This is a genomic window from Sphingomonas sp. Leaf21 (genome assembly GCF_916858675.1).
Taxonomy (GTDB): domain Bacteria; phylum Pseudomonadota; class Alphaproteobacteria; order Sphingomonadales; family Sphingomonadaceae; genus Sphingomonas.
The window spans coordinates 1-18,445 of record NZ_CAKASM010000018.1 but is presented as its reverse complement, the minus strand read 5'-3'; the positions used below and the strand labels follow the sequence as shown (position 1 = coordinate 18,445).

11 protein-coding genes are annotated in these 18,445 nt (G+C 67.0%); 4 read left to right on the top strand and 7 right to left on the bottom strand.

Going from position 1 to position 18,445, the window contains the following annotated elements; translation table 11 throughout:
• Window positions 1–184: 184 nt before the first annotated feature.
• The 5 genes from LRP66_RS13185 to LRP66_RS13165 all read right to left on the bottom strand — a co-directional run bounded on the left by LRP66_RS13185 (window position 185) and on the right by LRP66_RS13165 (window position 9,503).
• Entirely contained in the window at window positions 185–2,695 is a 2,511-nt protein-coding gene (locus tag LRP66_RS13185; RefSeq protein WP_230483062.1) for a putative bifunctional diguanylate cyclase/phosphodiesterase, read from the bottom strand.
• 125 nt (window positions 2,696–2,820) lie between these two features.
• Window positions 2,821–4,272, bottom strand: coding sequence for a carboxylesterase/lipase family protein (locus tag LRP66_RS13180; protein ID WP_443026696.1), 1,452 nt, complete (start codon window positions 4,270–4,272; stop codon window positions 2,821–2,823).
• Between the two features lie 106 nt (window positions 4,273–4,378).
• A complete protein-coding gene (locus LRP66_RS13175) occupies window positions 4,379–5,086 on the bottom strand; it encodes a VIT1/CCC1 transporter family protein (protein WP_230483061.1) in 708 nt (235 codons plus the stop codon).
• A complete protein-coding gene (locus LRP66_RS13170) occupies window positions 5,083–8,238 on the bottom strand; it encodes an efflux RND transporter permease subunit (RefSeq protein ID WP_230483060.1) in 3,156 nt (1,051 codons plus the stop codon). The genes LRP66_RS13175 and LRP66_RS13170 overlap by 4 nt, the downstream gene beginning before the upstream one ends.
• A complete protein-coding gene (locus LRP66_RS13165; RefSeq protein ID WP_230483059.1) occupies window positions 8,235–9,503 on the bottom strand; it encodes a TolC family protein in 1,269 nt (422 codons plus the stop codon). The genes LRP66_RS13170 and LRP66_RS13165 overlap by 4 nt, the downstream gene beginning before the upstream one ends.
• A gap of 410 nt (window positions 9,504–9,913) precedes the next feature.
• Here LRP66_RS13165 and LRP66_RS13160 point away from each other — a divergent pair, with 410 nt between their 5' ends.
• Window positions 9,914–10,591: a response regulator transcription factor gene (locus tag LRP66_RS13160; RefSeq protein WP_230483058.1), complete on the top strand. Its 678-nt coding sequence runs from the start codon at window positions 9,914–9,916 to the stop codon at window positions 10,589–10,591.
• Complete coding sequence (locus LRP66_RS13155) at window positions 10,569–11,936, top strand: sensor histidine kinase (RefSeq protein ID WP_230483057.1); 1,368 nt, start codon at window positions 10,569–10,571, stop codon at window positions 11,934–11,936. The genes LRP66_RS13160 and LRP66_RS13155 overlap by 23 nt, the downstream gene beginning before the upstream one ends.
• 28 nt (window positions 11,937–11,964) lie before the next feature.
• Here LRP66_RS13155 and LRP66_RS13150 read toward each other — a convergent pair whose 3' ends face one another.
• Together LRP66_RS13150 and LRP66_RS13145 are read right to left on the bottom strand one after the other, a co-directional pair.
• Window positions 11,965–12,807 carry a POTRA domain-containing protein gene (locus LRP66_RS13150; protein WP_230483056.1) on the bottom strand — a complete coding sequence of 281 codons (843 nt, stop codon included), beginning with the start codon at window positions 12,805–12,807 and terminating at the stop codon, window positions 11,965–11,967.
• Between the two features lie 173 nt (window positions 12,808–12,980).
• Window positions 12,981–14,252, bottom strand: a complete 1,272-nt coding sequence (locus tag LRP66_RS13145) for an EAL domain-containing protein (protein ID WP_230483055.1) — start codon at window positions 14,250–14,252, stop codon at window positions 12,981–12,983.
• 142 nt (window positions 14,253–14,394) lie between these two features.
• On the opposite strand from LRP66_RS13145, the gene LRP66_RS13140 reads away from it, so the two are divergent.
• Together LRP66_RS13140 and LRP66_RS13135 are read left to right on the top strand one after the other, a co-directional pair.
• Window positions 14,395–14,979 (top strand): tyrosine-type recombinase/integrase, encoded by a 585-nt coding sequence (locus LRP66_RS13140; RefSeq protein WP_230483054.1) that lies wholly within the window; start codon window positions 14,395–14,397, stop codon window positions 14,977–14,979.
• 763 nt (window positions 14,980–15,742) lie between these two features.
• Window positions 15,743–18,109 (top strand): GH92 family glycosyl hydrolase, encoded by a 2,367-nt coding sequence (locus LRP66_RS13135; RefSeq protein WP_230483053.1) that lies wholly within the window; start codon window positions 15,743–15,745, stop codon window positions 18,107–18,109.
• Window positions 18,110–18,445: the final 336 nt, after the last annotated feature.

Sequence of the window (18,445 nt, the reverse complement as noted above, 5' to 3'; positions counted from 1 at the left end):
TTAGCGAAGCTTGCCAGCTCTGCTGGCTAGCGTAGCTTGGGTGAGGGGTCGAGCGAGCCTTCAGGCTCGCGCCCGCGTCCGCGGGCACCACCCCTCACCCAGCTCCGACTAGGCCTTTGCCTTGGCAAAGACCAAGTCTGCGCAACCCTCTCCCCTGCGAGGGGCGAGGGAAGGACGCCCCCCCTTAGTGAGCGACGGCGCGTGATCGGTCCCGATCGGGCGCGGCCTGCCAGGTCACCACCGGCTGCGGCGAGGGGCGGCCGTAGAGATAGCCCTGCCCCAACTGACAGCCGAGCTGTTTCAGCCGCAGCGCCTGGACCTCGGTCTCGATCCCCTCCGCGACGACGACCTTGCCCAGGCCGCCGCCGAGCCCGACGATCGCATGGACGATGGCGAGCGTGCCGCCATCGGACTCGTCGATGCCTGCGACGAAGGACCGGTCGATCTTGATCCGGTCGACCGGCAAGCGGCGGAGATGGACGAGCGAGGCATAGCCGGTGCCGAAATCGTCGAGCGCGATGCACACCCCCGCGTCGTGGAGCGTGCGCAGATTGGCGAGGATGCTGTCCGCCGCGCGGTCGAGCATCACACCCTCGGTCACCTCGACGCACAGCCGGTCCGGGGCAACGCCGTGGTGGGCCAGCCGGTCGAGCACCGCGCGTGCTCCTCGCGGTCCGGCAAGCTGGGCCGACGTGAAATTGACGCTGAGCACGCCCAGCCGGTCGCCCTGCGTCCTGAGCGCGATGAGCGCGAGTTCAAGGACATGCTCCTGGATCATCAGCCCGATCCGCTCCGCCACCAGCACGTCGGCGAAACGGTCCGGGGCCATCAGCCCGTGACGCGGATGATCCCAGCGGAGCAGCGCCTCATGACCGCAGACCGCCCCGGTTTCGAGCAACACGATCGGCTGCATGTAGAGCAGGAATTCGCCGCGCCCGATCGCCGCCTCGGCATCGTCGATGAAGGCGATCTGCAGGTCGCGCAACGAGCGCTGGAGCGGATCGTAGCGCGTGTAGCGCCCGCGCCCCAGTCGCTTGGCGGTGTAGAGCGCGAGGTCGGCATTCTGGTACAGCAGGTCGACCGCCTGCGCATCCTCGGGGTAGCGCGCCGATCCGAAGCTGAGCGAGAGCGGCCGATTGCGATCCTCGGGCAGCCAGATATCGCCCTGAAGCCCGGTCGCCGCCTCGGCCAGTGCGGCTTCGTCCACGGGATCGCCGGGACACATGATCGCGAACTCGTCGCCGCCGATCCGCGCGATCCGCGTGCCAGGCCAGCCGCCTGTGGTCGCGACGAGCGCGGCACCGACATGCTGGAGCAGCGTGTCGCCGACCGCATGGCCCAGCCGGTCGTTGACGTCCTTCATGAAGTCGACATCGACCAGGAACAGGCTGAACGCGGTGCCCGCCGCCATCCAGTCATGCGCCTGTTGCTGGAACGCGGCGCGGTTGCCCAGCCCGGTCAGGAAGTCGGTATGCGCCGCCAGGCGCAACGTCTTGGTCTCGGCCAGGTCGATCTCGCGCCGCTGGCGGGTCTGTTCCAGTTCCTGGCGGATCAGTCGGAACCGGTCGGCGATCGCCAGTGACAGCACCAGCGCCTCGAAGGCCAGCGCGGCGAAGGTCGCCATGTCGATCAGGTCGTTCTGCGGCGCAAAGCCCAGATTGCGCGCCAGCCGCGCCAGGAACACGCCGATCACCGGGCCCCAGCCGATCAGGTAGAACCAGATCACCCGGCTGCCGCGACGCGCCGCGATCCAGGCGGACAGGGCGATGACCGCCGCCGTCGCCGCGATGACATAGTTGAGCAACCGGTCGGTCGCTCCCGGAGGCAACCATCGGTCCGCCGCCGCGAGAAAGCCCAGCACCGCGCCCGCCGCCGCCAGGGTGCGTCCCGCAAGCGCCAGTCGGCGCGGCAGCACCCCCTCCTCGATCACCGCGAAGAAGAACATGTTGCCCGCCGCGACCATCAGTCCGACCAGCACCAGGTCGAGCCGCACCGCGAGCGGGCCGATCAGCCATGGGACGAGAAACGCGGCCGTGTTGGTCCAGACCAGGCCATAGGCCAGCGCGACGCTGACCCACAGCAGATACCAGCGCTGGAAGGCCGGGCGCTGTCCGGTGTGGATCACCAGATTGTAGAGCAGCGCGGACAGCAACGTGCCAGTGAACAGCCCCATCAGCAGCAGCCAGCGAATGTCCCCGTCGGTCATCCGCACGCCGGGCCGCGCCTCCAGCTTGCGCATCAGCGACAGCTCGTCGATGTTGCGAAAGCCCAGATACAGGCCCTGCACGTCGCGCCCGGGCGTCGGGATCACGAAGCGCAACAGGCCGCCCGGCGCGCCATGTCCCCGAAGACCGGCGGGGGTCCGCTCGATCTGGACATTGCCGTTGCGCCCGACGACCAGCAGCGCGATGCGGTCGAACCGGGTCTGGTCGATCAGCATGTCCCAGCGCGGCGGCAATGCCCGCAGACGCGAGGGATCGAGGCGCAGCCAAAGCCAGGGCGTGCCGCGCATCGGCGCCAGCGCGCCGCAGCCATAATGCGCCCGGGTCACCGCCGTCGGGCTGGAACCGTCGGCGAGCGCCGCGCTGCACGCCGTTTGGCGCAGATCGACGGTCGCGGCCGACGCCGTTCCCGACATCCACCCCGCCAGAAGCATCAGCAGTGCCAGCGCCGCCGCTCTGATGACCGATGCCACTTTCGCGGCCCCCATTTTACCTACCCACCCGGAAGCGGGTCTAAGGCGGCCATATTTGGCTCATGGCAAGTGTAAAATCGGTTACTACACTTAACCAGAATGGTGGAAGGCGGCGTGCGGCCGCCTCAGCGCGGACCTCCGGCGGCACCGTTTGCGCGGCGTGCCGCATCGATCTCGGCACCCCAGGGGTCGGGGGCGGCGAGCGGCTTGCCATCGGCGGCGAAGTCCATGATCCGGTCGCTCGACCGGGCGTAGCGCGGCCATTGCGGCAGGCCGGGGGCGTTGGGATCGCCGGTCTTGGCAAACTGCGTGAGGTAGCGGCTCATCGCCTGCCCGATCGCGCGATCGCGCGGGGTGGTCGCGTCGCCATATTTGATCGCGGTGGTGTCGAAGAAGAAGGGGATGTCGGTGGCATGTTGCGCACCCGGCTGACCCACCGAGCTGGCGACATAGGAGAAGCGATATTGCCATACCGGCACGCCCCGGTCGGCGACCTCGCCCGCTACGTCGCGGGCCCCTGCGATCATGAAGCCGGTCTTGCCGCCCATGTCCGCACTGGTCGCGCCGACGATCATCGCCGCCTGGGCGAAACGGTTCGCGGCATAGGCCTGCCCCATGTCGACGACGACCTTGCCGTCGGCGAACGGCCCCATATAGGTGGGCGGCCCCGATGGCGGGCGGAACAGCGCCATCATGTTGAGCCCATCGGTCACCTCCTCGGCGCTCAGCGCGCGAAGGCGGTCCAGCGCATCGGGGCTGGCGGGATCGACATTCCTCGACCGAGCGAAATTCTCCCCGATCCGCTCGGCATCGGCCAGCGTCCTGCCATCGGTGCGGCCATTGCCCCCGGACATTACGAAGACCTTGCTGAACAGCCCCTTGGCCAGCGGCGAGGTGTTGAGCATGTGCACCGACATGCCGCCCGCGCTCTCGCCGACGATCGTGACATTGGCGGGATCGCCGCCAAAGGCGCTCGCATTGCGTCGGACCCATTGCAGCGCCGCGATCTGGTCCATGATCCCGTAATTGCCAAGCCGTCCGCCATCGGCATCGGCCCTGGTCAATTGCGGCAGCGCGAAGGTGCCGAACCGACCGACCCGGTAGTTGAAGCTGACGAACAGGACGCCCTGCCGCGCCAGTTCCGCGCCGGAATAGGTCGGGGGCGAGGCGCCGCCATTGACGAAGCCGCCGCCATAGATCCACACCACGATGGGCAGTTTCCCGCGCGCACCGACCGGCTTCCACACATTGGCATAGAGGCAATCCTCTGCCGGGGTGGTGCCCAGCGGTGCGGCATCGCTGGGGAACGGCACCTGCATACAGTCATGCGCATAGGCGGTGGCGTCGCGCACGCCGGTCCAGGCGGCGGCGGGCTGCGGCGCGCGCCAGCGAAGCGGGCCGACCGGCGCGGCGGCGAAGGGTATGCCCTTCCAGCTCGCGACGCCCTCTGCGACTGCGCCGCGCACCGCGCCGCGATCGGTGGCGACGACCGGCGAGGCGCCAGGCGTCTGCGCGGCGACGGGCCCTGCAAGCGCGATCGTCAACGCCGTCATGGCCTTCAGGGGACTGCGCACCAATAGCTCTCCTCTCATGCATCGGCTTGGCGCGACCGGATAGTTTCGCCGCCGTTTCATGACGATAGATCCGAACGGCCCCAACTGGAAAGGGGGTGTATCGCGCGGGTCAGACCACCGTGCCGGTCAGCGTCCCGATCGCCGCCGTCACACCCATGGCCAGTGCGCCGAGCAGCACCACGCGAACCACGCCGCGCAGGATCGGCGCGCCACCGGCGCGGGCACCCAGCGCGCCCAGGATCGCAAGCAGCAGCAGCGCGGTCGCCGGCACCGCATAGAGGACCATCGCGCGCGGGCTGAGCGCGGCGAGCACGGGCAGGATCGCGCCCGCACTGAACGCGACGGCGGAGAACAGCGCCGCCTGGACCGGATTGGAGCCGCCGTCATCGGCCAGCCCGAGTTCGTCACGGCGGTGCGCGCCGAGGGCGTCATGCGCCATCATCTGCTCGGCGACCTGGCGCGCGAGCGCGGCGTCCACCCCACGCGTCTCGTAGATGGCGGCAAGCTCGCGCGTCTCGGCCAGCGGCGCGCGAGCCAGTTCCGCCGCCTCGCGCGCCAGATCGGCCCGTTCGGTATCCGCCTGCGAACTGACCGACACATACTCGCCCGCCGCCATCGACAGCGCGCCGCCGACCAGCGCCGCCACGCCCGCCAGCAACACGGTGGAGGCGGTCGCCCCCGGTGCGGCGGCGACGCCGACGATCAGGCTGGAAACCGAGATGATCCCGTCATTCGCCCCCAGCACCGCCGCGCGCAGCCAGCCGGTGCGGTGGACGAGATGATGTTCGGTCATGGCGTGGCTATGGCTGTCGTTCATGCGGTGTCCCCGTCGCGGTGGCGATGCCGTTCGATCCAGGCATAAAGGCTTGGGAGCAGCAAAAGGGTCAAGATCGTCGAGGTGATGATCCCGCCGATCACCACCGTGGCGAGCGGCCGCTGCACCTCCGCCCCCGCCCCCGTGGCGATCGCCATCGGCACGAACCCGACCGAGGCGACCAGCGCGGTCGACAGGACGGGGCGCAGGCGATCGCGCGCGCCCTGCCGCACCGCCTCCTCGACCGGAAGCGGATCGCCCTCCCGCCCGTCACGGAGCGAATTGATATGATCGATCAGCACCAGCCCGTTGAGCATCGCGATCCCCGACAGGGCGATGAAACCGATCGCGGCGGTGATCGAGAAGGGCATACCGCGCACCCACAGCGCCAGCACGCCGCCGGTCACCGCGAAGGGGATGCCGGTATAGACGATCGCCGCCTCGCGCACGCTGCCGAGCGCGGCATAGACCAGCGCGAAGATCAGGATCAGCGCGGCGGGCACGACGATCGACAGCCGCTTCTGCGCCGCCTCGAGCTGGTGATATTGCCCGCCGAATTCGATGCGATAGCCGGGCGGCAGCGTCACCTGACCGTCGACGGCCGCCTGCGCGCGGCGGACATAGCCCGCCAGGTCGCTGGTCGAGAGGTTGACCATCAACGCGGCGCGGCGATTGGTGTCGTCATGGAGGATCGGCTCGACGATCCGCGTCTGCCTGAGCCGCGCGACGCGTGACAGCGGCACCATGCCATATTCTCCCACCCGCAACGGCAGGGCGAGGATCGCCGAGGGATCGGCACGCAGCGCGTCGGGCATCCGGATGACGATGGCGTGGCGAGCGGGGCCGTGCGGGATGAAGCCGACCTCCGCCCCCGCCAGCGCGTCGCGGATCGCGTCATTCACTTCCTGCGCGCCCAGATTGAGGCGGAACAGCGCGGCGCGGTCCAGCTCGACGACGATGCTCTTGGGCCGCCCCGCCGTCTCGAACGCCACCCCCTCGGTGCCGGGCAGCTTTTCCAATATGCCCTTGGCCTTGGCGGCGGCGCGTTCCAGCGTATCGTAATCATCGCCATAAATCTTGACCGAGACGTCGGCACGCACGCCCTCCAGCATTTCGTTGAAGCGCATCTCGATCGGCTGCGCGAATTCGAAGCCCTGATGCGGGTAGACGCGCTGCGCGACCTTCTCGATGCCCGCGATAAGATCCTGTTTGGTTCGCGGCTGGCCATCGCCGGTCGGCCAGTCCCTGAGCGGCTTGTAGAAGAGGTAGAGGTCGTTCTGGTCGGGCGGCATCGGGTCGGTCGCCACCTCGCTGGTGCCGATGCGCGAGAAGCTGTGCGTGACCTGCGGATAGGCGCGCAGGATCGCCCGCTCGGTCGCCTGCTCGATTGCCAGGCTCTGTTCCAGCGACATGCCGACCGGGCGATAGACCATGGCGGTGATCGACCCTTCATCCAGTTGCGGCGTGAATTGCGAGCCGAGCGTCTTGAACACCAGAAAGCTCGCCGCCAGCAGCACGACCGCGCCGATCGTCAGCAGCGCGGGGTGGCGCAGCGACCGTTCCAGCAGCGGGTTGTAGACGCGCGCCGCGACGGCGACGAAACCCTTTGGCGCATCATGCCCGCCACGCGGCGCGCGAAGTCCCCAGGCGGCGAGCGCGGGGACGATGGTGAAGGTCCAGATCAGCCCGGCGACGATCGCCAGCATAACCGCCTGCGCCATCGGCTGGAACAGCTTGCCCTCCACCCCGCCAAGGCTGAGCACCGGGACGTAGACGAGCGCGATGATCGCGATGCCGAAAAAGGTCGGGCGCGCCACCATCCGCGCCGCGCCCGCCACGACGTCCCGCCGCTCCTCGGGCGTCAGGTCCGCGCCCTTCTCCGCGCGTCGCAGCGCCATCAGCCTCAGGCTGTTCTCCACCACGACGATCGCCCCGTCGACGATCAGCCCGAAGTCGAGCGCGCCCAGGCTCATGAGATTGCCCGACAGGCCGATCGTATGCATCCCGCTGACCGTCACCAGAAAGGCGAGCGGGATGACCAGCGCGACGATCAATGCCGCGCGCCAGTTGCCCATCACGACGAGCAGGACGAGCGCGACTAGCAATGCCCCCTCGCCCAGGTTGCGCTCCACCGTACCGATGGTGTGGTCGACCAGATCGGCGCGGCTATATTGCCGGTCGACGATCATGCCCTTGGGCAGCGCCGCCGCGATGTCCGGCAGCGCATCCTGCACGCGCAGCGCGGTCTCGCGGCTGTTCTGCCCGACCAGCATCATGACCGTGCCCAGCACGGTCTCCCGCCCGTTGCGCGTCGCGGCACCCTGTCGCGGGGCGGAGCCGGTGACGACGTCGGCGAGATCGCGAACCTGGAGCGGCACCACGCCACCGGCGAACTTGACCGGGATCGCGGCGATCTGTTCCGCCGTCATCACCCGCGCGTCGGTCCGCACGGTGAAGCGTTCCGCCCCGCGCCGGATGATGCCGCCGCCCGCATTCTCGACATTCTTGGCGACCGCCGCCGCCAGCTCGGCCGCGGTGACGCCGTGCCGGGTCAGGCGGACGGGATCGGGCGCGACGACATATTGTTCTTCCAGTCCGCCGATCGAATTGACGTCGGCGACGCCCGCCACGCCGCGCAGCATCGGCCGGACGGCATATTCCTGCGCCTCGTACAGCGCCATGAGCTGCTGCGCGAGCGCCATCCCCGGCGGCGGCGTCCGCCACTCCAGCGTATAGTAGAATATCTCGCCCAGCCCGGTGGTGATCGGCGCGAGCTGCGGCGTGCTGCCCGGCGGCAACTGGTCGCGCACTGCGGTCAGCCTCTCGGTGACGAGCTGGCGCGCCTTCAACTGGTCGGTGCCGTCCTTGTAGAGCAGGGTGACCTGGCTCAACCCGGTCTTGGTCAGCGACCGTGTCTGGTCTAGCCCCGGCTGCCCGCCCATCGCGCGCTCGACGGGCAGCGTCACCAGCCGCTCGATCTCCTCGGGTGCGAGCGCGGGGACCTGGGTGTTGATCTGGACCTGGACACCGGTGATGTCGGGGATCGCGTCGATCTGGAGGTTGGCGAAGGACCACAACCCGATCGCCGCGACCAGCGCCGCGACCAGCGCGACGCCCAGCCGGTGGCGGGTGACGAGGTCGAGCCAGCGCTTCATCGCGACAGCGGCGTCCCGCCATTGAGCGCACGAAGCTGCGCCAACGCCTCCAGCGCCTCGCGCCGGGTGTCGAGGACCGCGTTGACCGCCTCGACATAGGATTGCTGGATCTGGGTATAGGTGGTCAGCGGGATCGCCCCCAGCCGGTAATTGCGGTCGGCATCGGCGGCGGCCTGCGCGAAACGCTGCGGCGGGTTGTCGTCCCACCGGGTCAGCGCGTCGCGCTTGGCGTCATATTGCGCGGCCTGGTCGAACACCTCGCGTGCGATACGGCGCTCGGCATTGACCAGCGTCGCATTGGCCTGCGCCTGCTTGCCCTGTTCGATCGCGACATCCCCCGCCTGGCGGTTCCACAGCGGGATGCTGGTGGACAGCCGAACGCCGACATTGGTTTCCCGGATGTCCGAGCGGGCACGGTCGTAATAGGGGCCGACGCCGACCACCGGCAACCGCGACTTGCGCGCGAGGTCGACGCGAAGCCCCTGCTGCTCGAATTGCGCGCGCAGGGCCTTCAGCTCGAAATTATTGGCGCTGGCGTTGGCGGCGAGCGTCTGGCCGGGCGGCAGCGCGGGCAGCGACATGTCGGGCCGCACGATACGCAGCCGCGCGGCAAAAGGGGCGCCGCGCAACTGGTTGAGTTCGTACAGGATCGAATTGGCATCGGCATCGGCCATCGCGGCGCTTCGCTCGGCGGAGATCGCGCTCCCCTGCAGCGACGCCGCCTCGAGCTGCGGCGACGGTCCGGCGGGATCGCGTGCGACGATCACCCGCGCCAGCGTCCGCATCCGCGCAGCGACCTCGCGCGCGGCGGCGGCCTTCTGGTCGGCCGCGAACAGGCCATAGCCCAGCGAGCGCGCCCGCGCCGCCAGCGTCGCGTCGAATTGCTGAAGCCCGATCCGCGCCAGCGCGACCTGCCCGTCCGCAATCGCCCGGCGCAGCGCGATCCGGCCGCCGAACTCGATCGGCTGGACGACGGAGACGGCATAGGTCATCCCTTCGCCGGTCACCGCGCCGCTGGTCGGGTCCTGGGCGCGGCGCTGCCCGAATTCGACCACCGCTTCGGGGTCGGCCCAGCGTCCCGCCGCCTCGCGCTGCACGCCCGCCGTCTCGATCTGGCGCTGGTAATATTGGCGTTCCGGATTGTTGGCGACGACCGTCTCGACCAGCGCGTCGAGCGTGATCGCGGGCGCCGCCTGCGCCGCCACGGGCGTGGCCAGCATCGCGCCCGTCGCCACCGCCCATGTCGCCAAAATCGGTGTCCGCATATCCTGTCCCCGGCGGTCCTTGCCCGATGTCCGGTATCGGGTGATCGAAGCCGCCTGCTACGCGTATGCCGCCCCGTGCGTCGACTAAATCCCGGTTTAGAAACCAGGCCGATCGACATTCAGCTTATTCTCCCCTCTCCCCTGGACAGGGGAGAGGGGAGAATAAGCTTGCCAGCGTGCTGGCTAGCGCAGCTTGGGTGAGGGGTTGAGCGAGCCTTCGGCTCGCGCCCGCGTACGCGGGCATCACCCCTCACCCAGCTCCGACTATGCCTTTGCTACGCAAAGACCAAGTCTGCGCAACCCTCTCCCCTCCAAGAGGGGCGAGGGAAGGACAGGCATAGTCGAATGGTGATCGGCCCTAAATGACAATTGCATTGACGCAGCCGCCCGACTGCGACGATCACGCCGTCATGACCCGGATTTTGCTGATCGAGGATGACGGGGGGACCGCCGACGAGATCCTGCTCGAGCTTGCCGCAGCGGGACATGACGCGACGCATTCCGGAACGCTCGCCGCCGCGACCGAACGGCTGGCGGTCGATGATTTCGATCTGTTGATCCTCGACCGGCAATTGCCCGATGGCGAGGGGCTGGCGCTGCTCGCCGATCTGCGACGCGCCGGGCAGCGGACACCCGCGCTGGTGCTCAGCGCGCTGGGCAGTCTGGACGACCGGGTTCGCGGGCTTCGCGCGGGCGGCGACGATTACCTGCCCAAGCCCTTCGCGCTGGTCGAGCTGATCGCGCGGGTCGAGGCGTTGCTCCGGCGCCCCAACGAAACGCGCGAGACGCGGCTGATCGTCGGGCCGCTCGACCTCGATCTGCTGGCGGGACGCGCGACGCGGGCCGGACGACCGCTCGAGTTGCTGCCGCGCGAGTTGAAGCTGCTCGACTATATGGTCCGACGGCCCGGGCGGATCATCACCCGCTCGATGCTGCTCCAGGATGTGTGGGGCTATAGCTTCGAGCCCAATACCAATGTCGTCGACGTCCATATGGGCCGCCTGCGTCGCAAGGTCGATGCCGAGGGTGATATGCCGTTGATCCGCAATGTCCGGGGCCAGGGCTATGTCTTCGACCTGGCGCATTGATCCGCGCACCCGCGCCACCTGGCGCTGGGGCAGCGTGCTGGCGGCGATGCTGGTGTTGCAATCGCTGGCGCTGGCCGCGGTCTTCTGGGTGCTGGCCAACGACAATCACCGGCGCGAGATCGAACACGCACTGAGCGACGACTGTACCTTCTTCCGCCTCACCCCACCGACGGAGCGCGCGGAGGAGCTTCGCGAGAAGCTGGACCGCGACATCCACCGCGACCTGTTCCTCGCGCTGTTCGATGCGCAGGGTCGCCGCGTCGTCGGCAATGTCGCGCGCATTCCGCCGGGTGCGCCGAGCAGCGGCTCCTTCGTCGCCACCGTCGCGCCGACCGAGTTGCCCGGCAAGCGCAGCGACCAGGCGCGGGTGCAGCTCTGCCCCCTGCCCGACGGATCGCGCGTGCTCACCGGGCTCGACCTCGACGATACCGAGGCGGCGCTCCGGCTGGTCGGACAGTCGCTGCTCGTCGGGCTGATTCCCGGCGTGGTGCTCGCGATCGTCTTCGGGTTGATCGCGGGACGGCGCGCGGCGCGCCAGGTGGACGCGGTCCGGCGTCTCACCGAGCGGATCGTCTCGGGCGACCTGACCCAGCGCCTTCCAGTCGCGCGCGATCCCGACAGTTTCGGACTGCTTTGCGCGCATATCAACACCATGCTCGACCGGTTGCAGCTGCTCGTCGCCGATGTCCGCGCGATCGGCGACGACATCGCGCACCAGCTCCGCACGCCACTGACCCGGCTGCGCGCGCGGGTCGAACGCGGGATGCGCGACGCCACCGATCGCGACGCCGTGATCGCGGTGATGGAGGCGACGCTCGCCGACGTCGACGCGCTGCTCGGCATCGTCGCGGCGCTGCTCCGCATCCGCGAGCTGGAGGATCACGCCCGCCGCAGCCGCTTCGCCCCCGTCGATCTGGCGCGGCTGGTCGAGGATGCGTGTGACCTGCATCGCCCAACCGCCGAGGATCGCGGTGTCGACTTGCGCCACGCGGTCGAACCGGTTCAACCGGTGGAGGGCGATGCCAGCCTGTTGATGGAGGCGGTGTCGAACCTGATCGACAATGCGATGAAGTTCGGCCCGCCGGGCGGCTCCGTCCGCGTCACCCTGACCGCAAATGCCGAGGCGGTCCGATTGACCGTCGCCGATGACGGCGACGGTGTTCCGGCCGGGGAGCGGGCACTGGTGCTGCAACGCTTCTATCGCGGGCGGCACGATCAGGCGGGCGTCGGCCTCGGCCTGCCGCTGGTCAAGGCGATCGCCGATCTGCACGGCTTCACCCTGGCCTTCGCGGCCGAGGGCAGCGCGGTGACGATCCTCTGTCCAACCCCGCGCACAGGCAGCTGACGACCACTTCCCGCCCCGGATGCCATGGCTATACCCAAAGGGCACCGACGAGTTTGGTATGAAGCGACGCCGCCTGGTCGCGGGCCGCACCCTCGAACGAAACGCGATAGCGTAGCCCGGTATAGCTTTGGCTGGTGCGCGCACTCGACCGGATCGTCGGCGGCGTCATGCCTGCCCGTTCCTCGACGTCCCCGGCATTCCACATCTTGTTCGCGATGCTGCGCTCCTCCGGGCCCACGGCACAGGTATAGATCGATCCGCCGACCACATCGGGTGCGGGGGACAGGGTCGCGCGCGCCGAAACGCCCGGCACGTCGTTGATCAGCAGGAGATAGCGCTCGAGATCCGCATTGCGCAGCGGCCGTGACTGGCGGATCCGCTCGGCGATGTCGGCGACCGGTCCGCGTCCGAGCAGACCGCTGGGCAGTTTCGCACCGGTGAAGTCGATCCGCGACACGAAGCCCTCGACCACGCGGATCGTGACGACGCCGTCTTCGATCTTCTGCTGCGGCACGACGCCGAACGAGATGGCATAGCCCGCTCGCGAATAGGCGCGCGTGATCGCATTGGCGAAGCGGAACACGTCCTCGACACTGATCTCGTCACCGGGCTTCTTGTCCCATTCGCGCATCAGCCGGTCGGTCGGAATGACGGTCGCGCCATCGAGACGCACCTCGCGCAGCGTGAAGCGGGTCGTCGCGGCGGTATCGGGCGCGACCTGTTCCGGCGCGATCTGAATCACCGGCGGTGCCGCGGGCACCGGCTCCGGTGCCTTTTCCAGATTGTCGCGCAGACGGTTCGGGTCGAGGGTCGGCGGAACGACCTGCCGCGACACCGTCTGTGCGGACGCGGAGGAGACGAAAGCCAGCATCAGCGGCGCGGCGGCAACCCCGCCCAGGCCGCGTATCGAAACACGAAGGGACCGCAAGCGGAAACGGGGACAGGTTGAATTCACGGAAACCTCGGACGTTACATCGGGCCGCATCATGGCGATGAGGGAATTTGGCGATGGGGGACGGGGCGCGCGCGCCGTGGACCGCGCGCTCATGGACGAACGACCAGACAGGCGGTCCTGTCGTCCGGGTTCCGACGCCACGGCATCGCCGACGAGGGCCGGGCGTGGAAATAGCCCTGCTGCCACACCGCGCCCGCCGCATCGACGAGATCCGCCTGGGCGCGGGTTTCGATGCCCTCCACCACGACTTCGGCGCCGAACGAACGCGCCAGCTCGACCATCTGCCGGAAGATCACCGCGTCGCGCCCTCCCTGCGTCGCGCGTTCCAGGAACAGCCGGTCGATCTTGATGATATCGGGCGAGAAGATCAGCAATTGCCGGATCGACGCGAACCCCACGCCGAAATCGTCGACCGCGACGCGGCAGCCCATATCCTTGATCACCGCGATGAACGCCGTCGCCTGATCCATGTCGGATGCCAGCGCCGTCTCGGTGATTTCCCACACCAGACGCCGTGCGACATCCGGCCGCCGGATCAGCCGCTCGCAGAGCTCGCTCCAGCTACCCGCACATGCCAGGCTCTGCGCCGACACGTTGACCGCAAGCGAAACCTCCGCGACGGCCTCCAACTCGTCGATCACCGCAGACACCACGGCCTGGTCGAGCAGAGACACGAAGCCGAGACGCTCGAGCGCGAGGAGCAGGGGCTCGGGTGGCTGGATCGCGCCATCGTCGTCACAGGGGCGGCACAAGGCTTCATGGAACAGGATGCCGCCCGATCGGTCGACCACGGGCTGCCAGTGAAGCGCGAACGCCGCTTCGACAGAATCGTCCGACCGCATGAGCGAGGGCAGGAACGCGACGACCCGCTGCATATCCGCGCGGTACAGCGCCTCGGCATCGCGACCGTCGGCCATCGGCGCCCCTTGGAACGGACAGATCCGTGCCCTGGCCTGCCCCTCCAGCGACCAGTCCACCGACAGCCAGACGCAGATGAGCCCCGCATCGGTCGCAACCGGATCGAGCAGCGTCGCGGCGCACAGATGCCCGAGCCAGGTCGGCAGCATCGCGTCGACCACGCCATCGTCCGGCCACTCGCCGAGGTGGAAGTCGACGGCCAGACCGCCACCGCCCTCGCACAGCACGCGACAGCCGCCGGGCAGCACCGCCATCAACCGACGGCGCATCTCGGCCGCGATCTTCTCGGCGATCGCGGGGCCCCAGGCGCGACGGATATGCGCGTCGTTGGCGATCTGGACACGCAGGCCAAGCGACGCAGTTCCGTGGGGACGCACGACGAGCCCGGGCGTGAACGCCACCGCCGCCCCATAGGGCATCAATCCCCGCCCAAACTGCATCATCGGACACCCCCGCGCCAGGCGATACGCATCGCCTACGTGGGACGGTTTAGCCCAAAGTGTAACACGGTGGTTTTCGTCAAGGTTTGCCCCGAGACGAAGGAAATTACCGTTTACGGTTATGCGATTAAACCGGAGAACAAATGTGCCATATACAATATTCACGGGCGATGGATATCGGAAATATCTTACCGCCCAGGAAACCGAAAGTTTTATTGGCGCGTCGTCACGCTTTTCAAGCGACGTACAAGCTTTTTGCTTGATGATTGCCTATACCGGCTGTCGCATATCGGAGGCTTTGGCGTTGACGTCAGATAGCATAGATCTGACATCGAACCATGTTATCATCCGCAGTCTGAAGAAAAGAGGAAAGTCCCTGCACAGGATCGTTCCTCTACCCGGTAATTACATGGTTTTCCTTAAGCGGTGGATGCGATCATCAGGCGCCGATCACGAACTGCTCTGGCCGTGGTCGCGAATGACTGGCTATCGTCATATCCGGGAGGTGATGCGCGCTGCAAATATTGATGGACGTCACGCCTCGCCGAAAGGGCTTCGTCATGGTTTCGGGGTTCGCGCGATAGAGTCGAGTGTGCCCCTTAACCTTGTTCAACGCTGGCTAGGCCATGCGCATATCAAGACTACGGCGATCTATACCAATGCGTTGGGAGCCGAGGAACGGAGGATTGCTTCGCGCATGTGGAAGGATATGAAAACCGACCGCGGCTGATGCCCGGCACGGCGGGGAATCACTTCTCGATAGCCCGATAACCACGACACCGGGCAGATGACGGACCGCAAACCCGGTTATCTTTACTAATTAATCGTTAACCTACCAAGTCCACGCACGCAAAAAGCTGTTTTGCCAGCGTTTTTACCAATGCCATTTGGGCGGATGATAGTAAAATCCAAGAACAGCAATAGGTATATTGCCTGATGTTACAAAATGGGCTATAGTGTAACAGCATTTATCACGAGTTATCAGTGCGATAGCTAGTCGCCACTTGCAAAGGGCGCAAGTGAATACCGCGTCATTCTGACAGGCGGCGGACAACCTGTGCAACCATGGTTAAGATCCGAAACGGTTATGCTATGATCCGGTCGACGCGATGGAAGGTCGTCAGACGGCACGCGCAGAGCGAGCGGCTTCATAGATCCGCCGCCCGGGATCGTGCGACGCGAAGCCCATGCACGCCCCCACATTCCGATACCGTGCAGCCTTGCACCACAAGAGACCTTGGCAGCACGACTTTGCCCCTGGATCACGCAGCCTCCATTCCGGAGCCAACACGCGAAAAAGCGAGCGTTCACAGCGTTGCACGGGACGCTTCCGGAATGACCCGAACCTGGCCCATCCGACGCGCCAGCGCCTTCGCGGCCAATGACGACCGATGATCGCGACCTTGGACCGCGCTTTGTGGGTAAGATTTCAGTAACCAATTGCTCGACCGGCAAAGTCATGTATCCGCAGCCGAAAGCATTGGGGGATGATCATGCGCAAAGGCCTTTGTCGCGTTTCGTTCGGCGCAATGGCGCTGCTGTCGACCGCAACGGCGGGACAGGAACCTCACCCCGCATTGTGCGGCCATGCGCGCGCGACGGCATCCGACGACCCGGTCGATCTCGTCAATCCGCTGATGGGCACCGATTCGACCTATGCCCTCTCCTACGGCAACACCTATCCGTCGATTTCACTGCCCTGGGGGATGAACGCCTGGACACCGATGACCGCGAACGATGGCGACGGCTGGGCCTATCGCTATCGCGATACCAGGCTCACCGGGTTCAAACAGACCCATCAGCCCAGCCCCTGGATGAACGACTATGGCGCGTTCGCGCTGATGCCGGGGGTCGGCGCGTTGAAGGTCAAGGATAGCGAGCGCGCCTCCTGGTTCTCGCACAAGGCGGAAATCGCCACGCCCTATTATTACCGCGCCTATGTCGCCGACGCCGACACACGCGTCGAGATCACACCCACCGGCCGCGCCGCGCTGTTCCGCTTCACCTTTCCGGAGAGCGGTGAAAGCCACATATTGGTCGACGCCTTCGACAAGGGATCGAGCGTCACCATCCTCCCCGAGCAGCGGCGGATCATCGGCTATGCCAGCAACAATCATGGCGGCGTGCCGGCCAATTTCCGCAATTACTTCGTGATCCAGTTCGATCATGGCTTCGACATGACCGCGACCTGGGGCGATGGCTGGGCGGTGAAGCCCGGCACCCGCGCCGCGACCGGCGACCATGTCGGCGCCGTCGTCGGCTTCCGCACACGCAAGGGCGAGGTCCTCGAGGCCCGCATCGCCTCGTCGTTCATCAGTCCCGAACAGGCGGCGCTGAACCTCGATCGTGAGATCGGATCGCGCGACTTCGCGACCCTTTGCCAGTCCGGACGCGACCGGTGGAACGCCTCGCTCGGGCGCTACCGGGTCGAGGATCCCGATCTCGACGCGCGCCGTACCTTCTACTCGGCGCTATACCGGACCCAGCTTTTTCCCCGACCGCTGGATGAGATCGATGCCGCCGGTCGGACCGTTCATTACAGCCCCTATGACGGGGTTGTTCACCCCGGCCATCTCTACACCGACAACGGCTTTTGGGACACGTTCCGTGCGGTCTTTCCGCTATACACGATCATGGAGCGGGGCCTGGACGCCGCGATCATGGCGGGGCTGGTCAACACCTATCGCGAGTCCGGCTGGCTGCCCGAATGGGCAAGCCCCGGCCACCGCGACGTGATGATCGGGTCCAACTCCGCCTCGATCATCGCCGATGCCTGGCTGAAGAATATTCGCGGCTATGACGTGGAGACGCTCTATGAGGCGTTGCGCAAGAACGCGACGACGTCCCAGGGGCGACCGACATCGGCCAGCGGCAAGGTGATCCGCGCGGTGGGCCGCGAAGGTGTCGAATATTATGATCGCCTCGGCTATGTGCCCTATGACGTCGGCATCAACGAAAGCGCCGCCCGCACGCTCGAATATGCCTATGACGATTTCGCGCTGTCTCGGTTGGCCACGGCCTTGGGCAAGACGGGGGATTCGGCGTTGTTCGCTCGGCGCGCGCAAAATTATCGCCGCCTCTTCGATGCCCAAAGCGGCTGGATGCGTGGTCGGAACCGCGACGGATCCTGGCAGACGCCGTTCAATCCCCTGAAATGGGGGGACGCCTTCACCGAGGGGAATGCGCTCCACTATAGCTGGACCGCTATGCAGGACGTGCAGGGGTTGATCGACCTGATGGGCGGCGATCGCAAGTTCGTCGCCAGGCTGGACTCGATCTTCACCACGCCACCGGCGTTCGACGACAGCTATTATGGCGAAACCATCCACGAAATCCGCGAGATGCAGATCGCCGACATGGGGCAATATGCCCATGGCAACCAGCCGATCCAGCATATGATCTATCTCTACGACTGGGCTGGCGCGCCGTGGAAGGCGCAGTTGCATGTCCGCGACACGATGCGCAAACTCTATTCGGCCACGCCCGACGGCTATCCCGGCGATGAGGATAATGGCCAGACATCGGCCTGGTACATCTTCTCGGCGCTGGGCTTCTATCCGGTGACGCCAGGATCAAACCAATATGCGATCGGGTCACCATTATTCCGCCACGCGGAGCTGGCACTGGAAAATGGCCGCCGCTTCGTGATCGACGCACCGTCGAACGGCCCCGCCAATGTCTATATCCAGTCGGCGACGTTAAACGGCCGCCCCTTCGATCGAACCTGGCTGAGCCAGGACGAGATCATGGCGGGCGGCACGCTTCGCTTCGTGATGGGCCCGACGCCCAACCAGCGCTGGGGCACCGCCCCGGCAGCGCGCCCCTTCTCGATGAGTGCAGGCAAACGCGGCAATCCCTAAGCCCGTAAGTGCCAGCCAGAATCCCGCTAATTCCTCCCCTGGAAGGGGAGGTGTCGGACGGAGCCTGACGGAGGGGCATCACGGTCTGAGGCGGGGGACAGCCGCCCCCACGAGCCGCCATTTCGCCAATCCCAAACTCTGAGTCATCCCTGCGAGCAAACACGGTTCACCCCCCCACAAGCCCCCCGCGCAGGCGGGGGCCCAGTGTTCGGAGCGCGCGCCGTCGTGCCCCTCTGGCGCAGGTCCGGTATCGGACGGTTGGCGCGGTGTCTGGACGCGAAAAAGCCCGCCTTTGTGGGGCGGGCTGTGTGTGGTGTGGTTGCGGGGGCAGGATTT

Bases quoted from the DNA above. Each gene is read 5' to 3' on its own strand.
- LRP66_RS13175 (WP_230483061.1), bottom strand. From the start codon at position 5,086: ATGAACGACAGCCATAGCCACGCCATGACCGAACATCATCTCGTCCAC.
- LRP66_RS13170 (WP_230483060.1), bottom strand. From the start codon at position 8,238: ATGAAGCGCTGGCTCGACCTCGTCACCCGCCACCGGCTGGGCGTCGCG.
- LRP66_RS13165 (WP_230483059.1), bottom strand. From the start codon at position 9,503: ATGCGGACACCGATTTTGGCGACATGGGCGGTGGCGACGGGCGCGATG.
- LRP66_RS13160 (WP_230483058.1), top strand. From the start codon at position 9,914: ATGACCCGGATTTTGCTGATCGAGGATGACGGGGGGACCGCCGACGAG.
- LRP66_RS13155 (WP_230483057.1), top strand. From the start codon at position 10,569: ATGTCTTCGACCTGGCGCATTGATCCGCGCACCCGCGCCACCTGGCGC.
- LRP66_RS13150 (WP_230483056.1), bottom strand. From the start codon at position 12,807: ATGCTGGCTTTCGTCTCCTCCGCGTCCGCACAGACGGTGTCGCGGCAG.
- LRP66_RS13145 (WP_230483055.1), bottom strand. From the start codon at position 14,252: ATGATGCAGTTTGGGCGGGGATTGATGCCCTATGGGGCGGCGGTGGCG.
- LRP66_RS13135 (WP_230483053.1), top strand. From the start codon at position 15,743: ATGCGCAAAGGCCTTTGTCGCGTTTCGTTCGGCGCAATGGCGCTGCTG.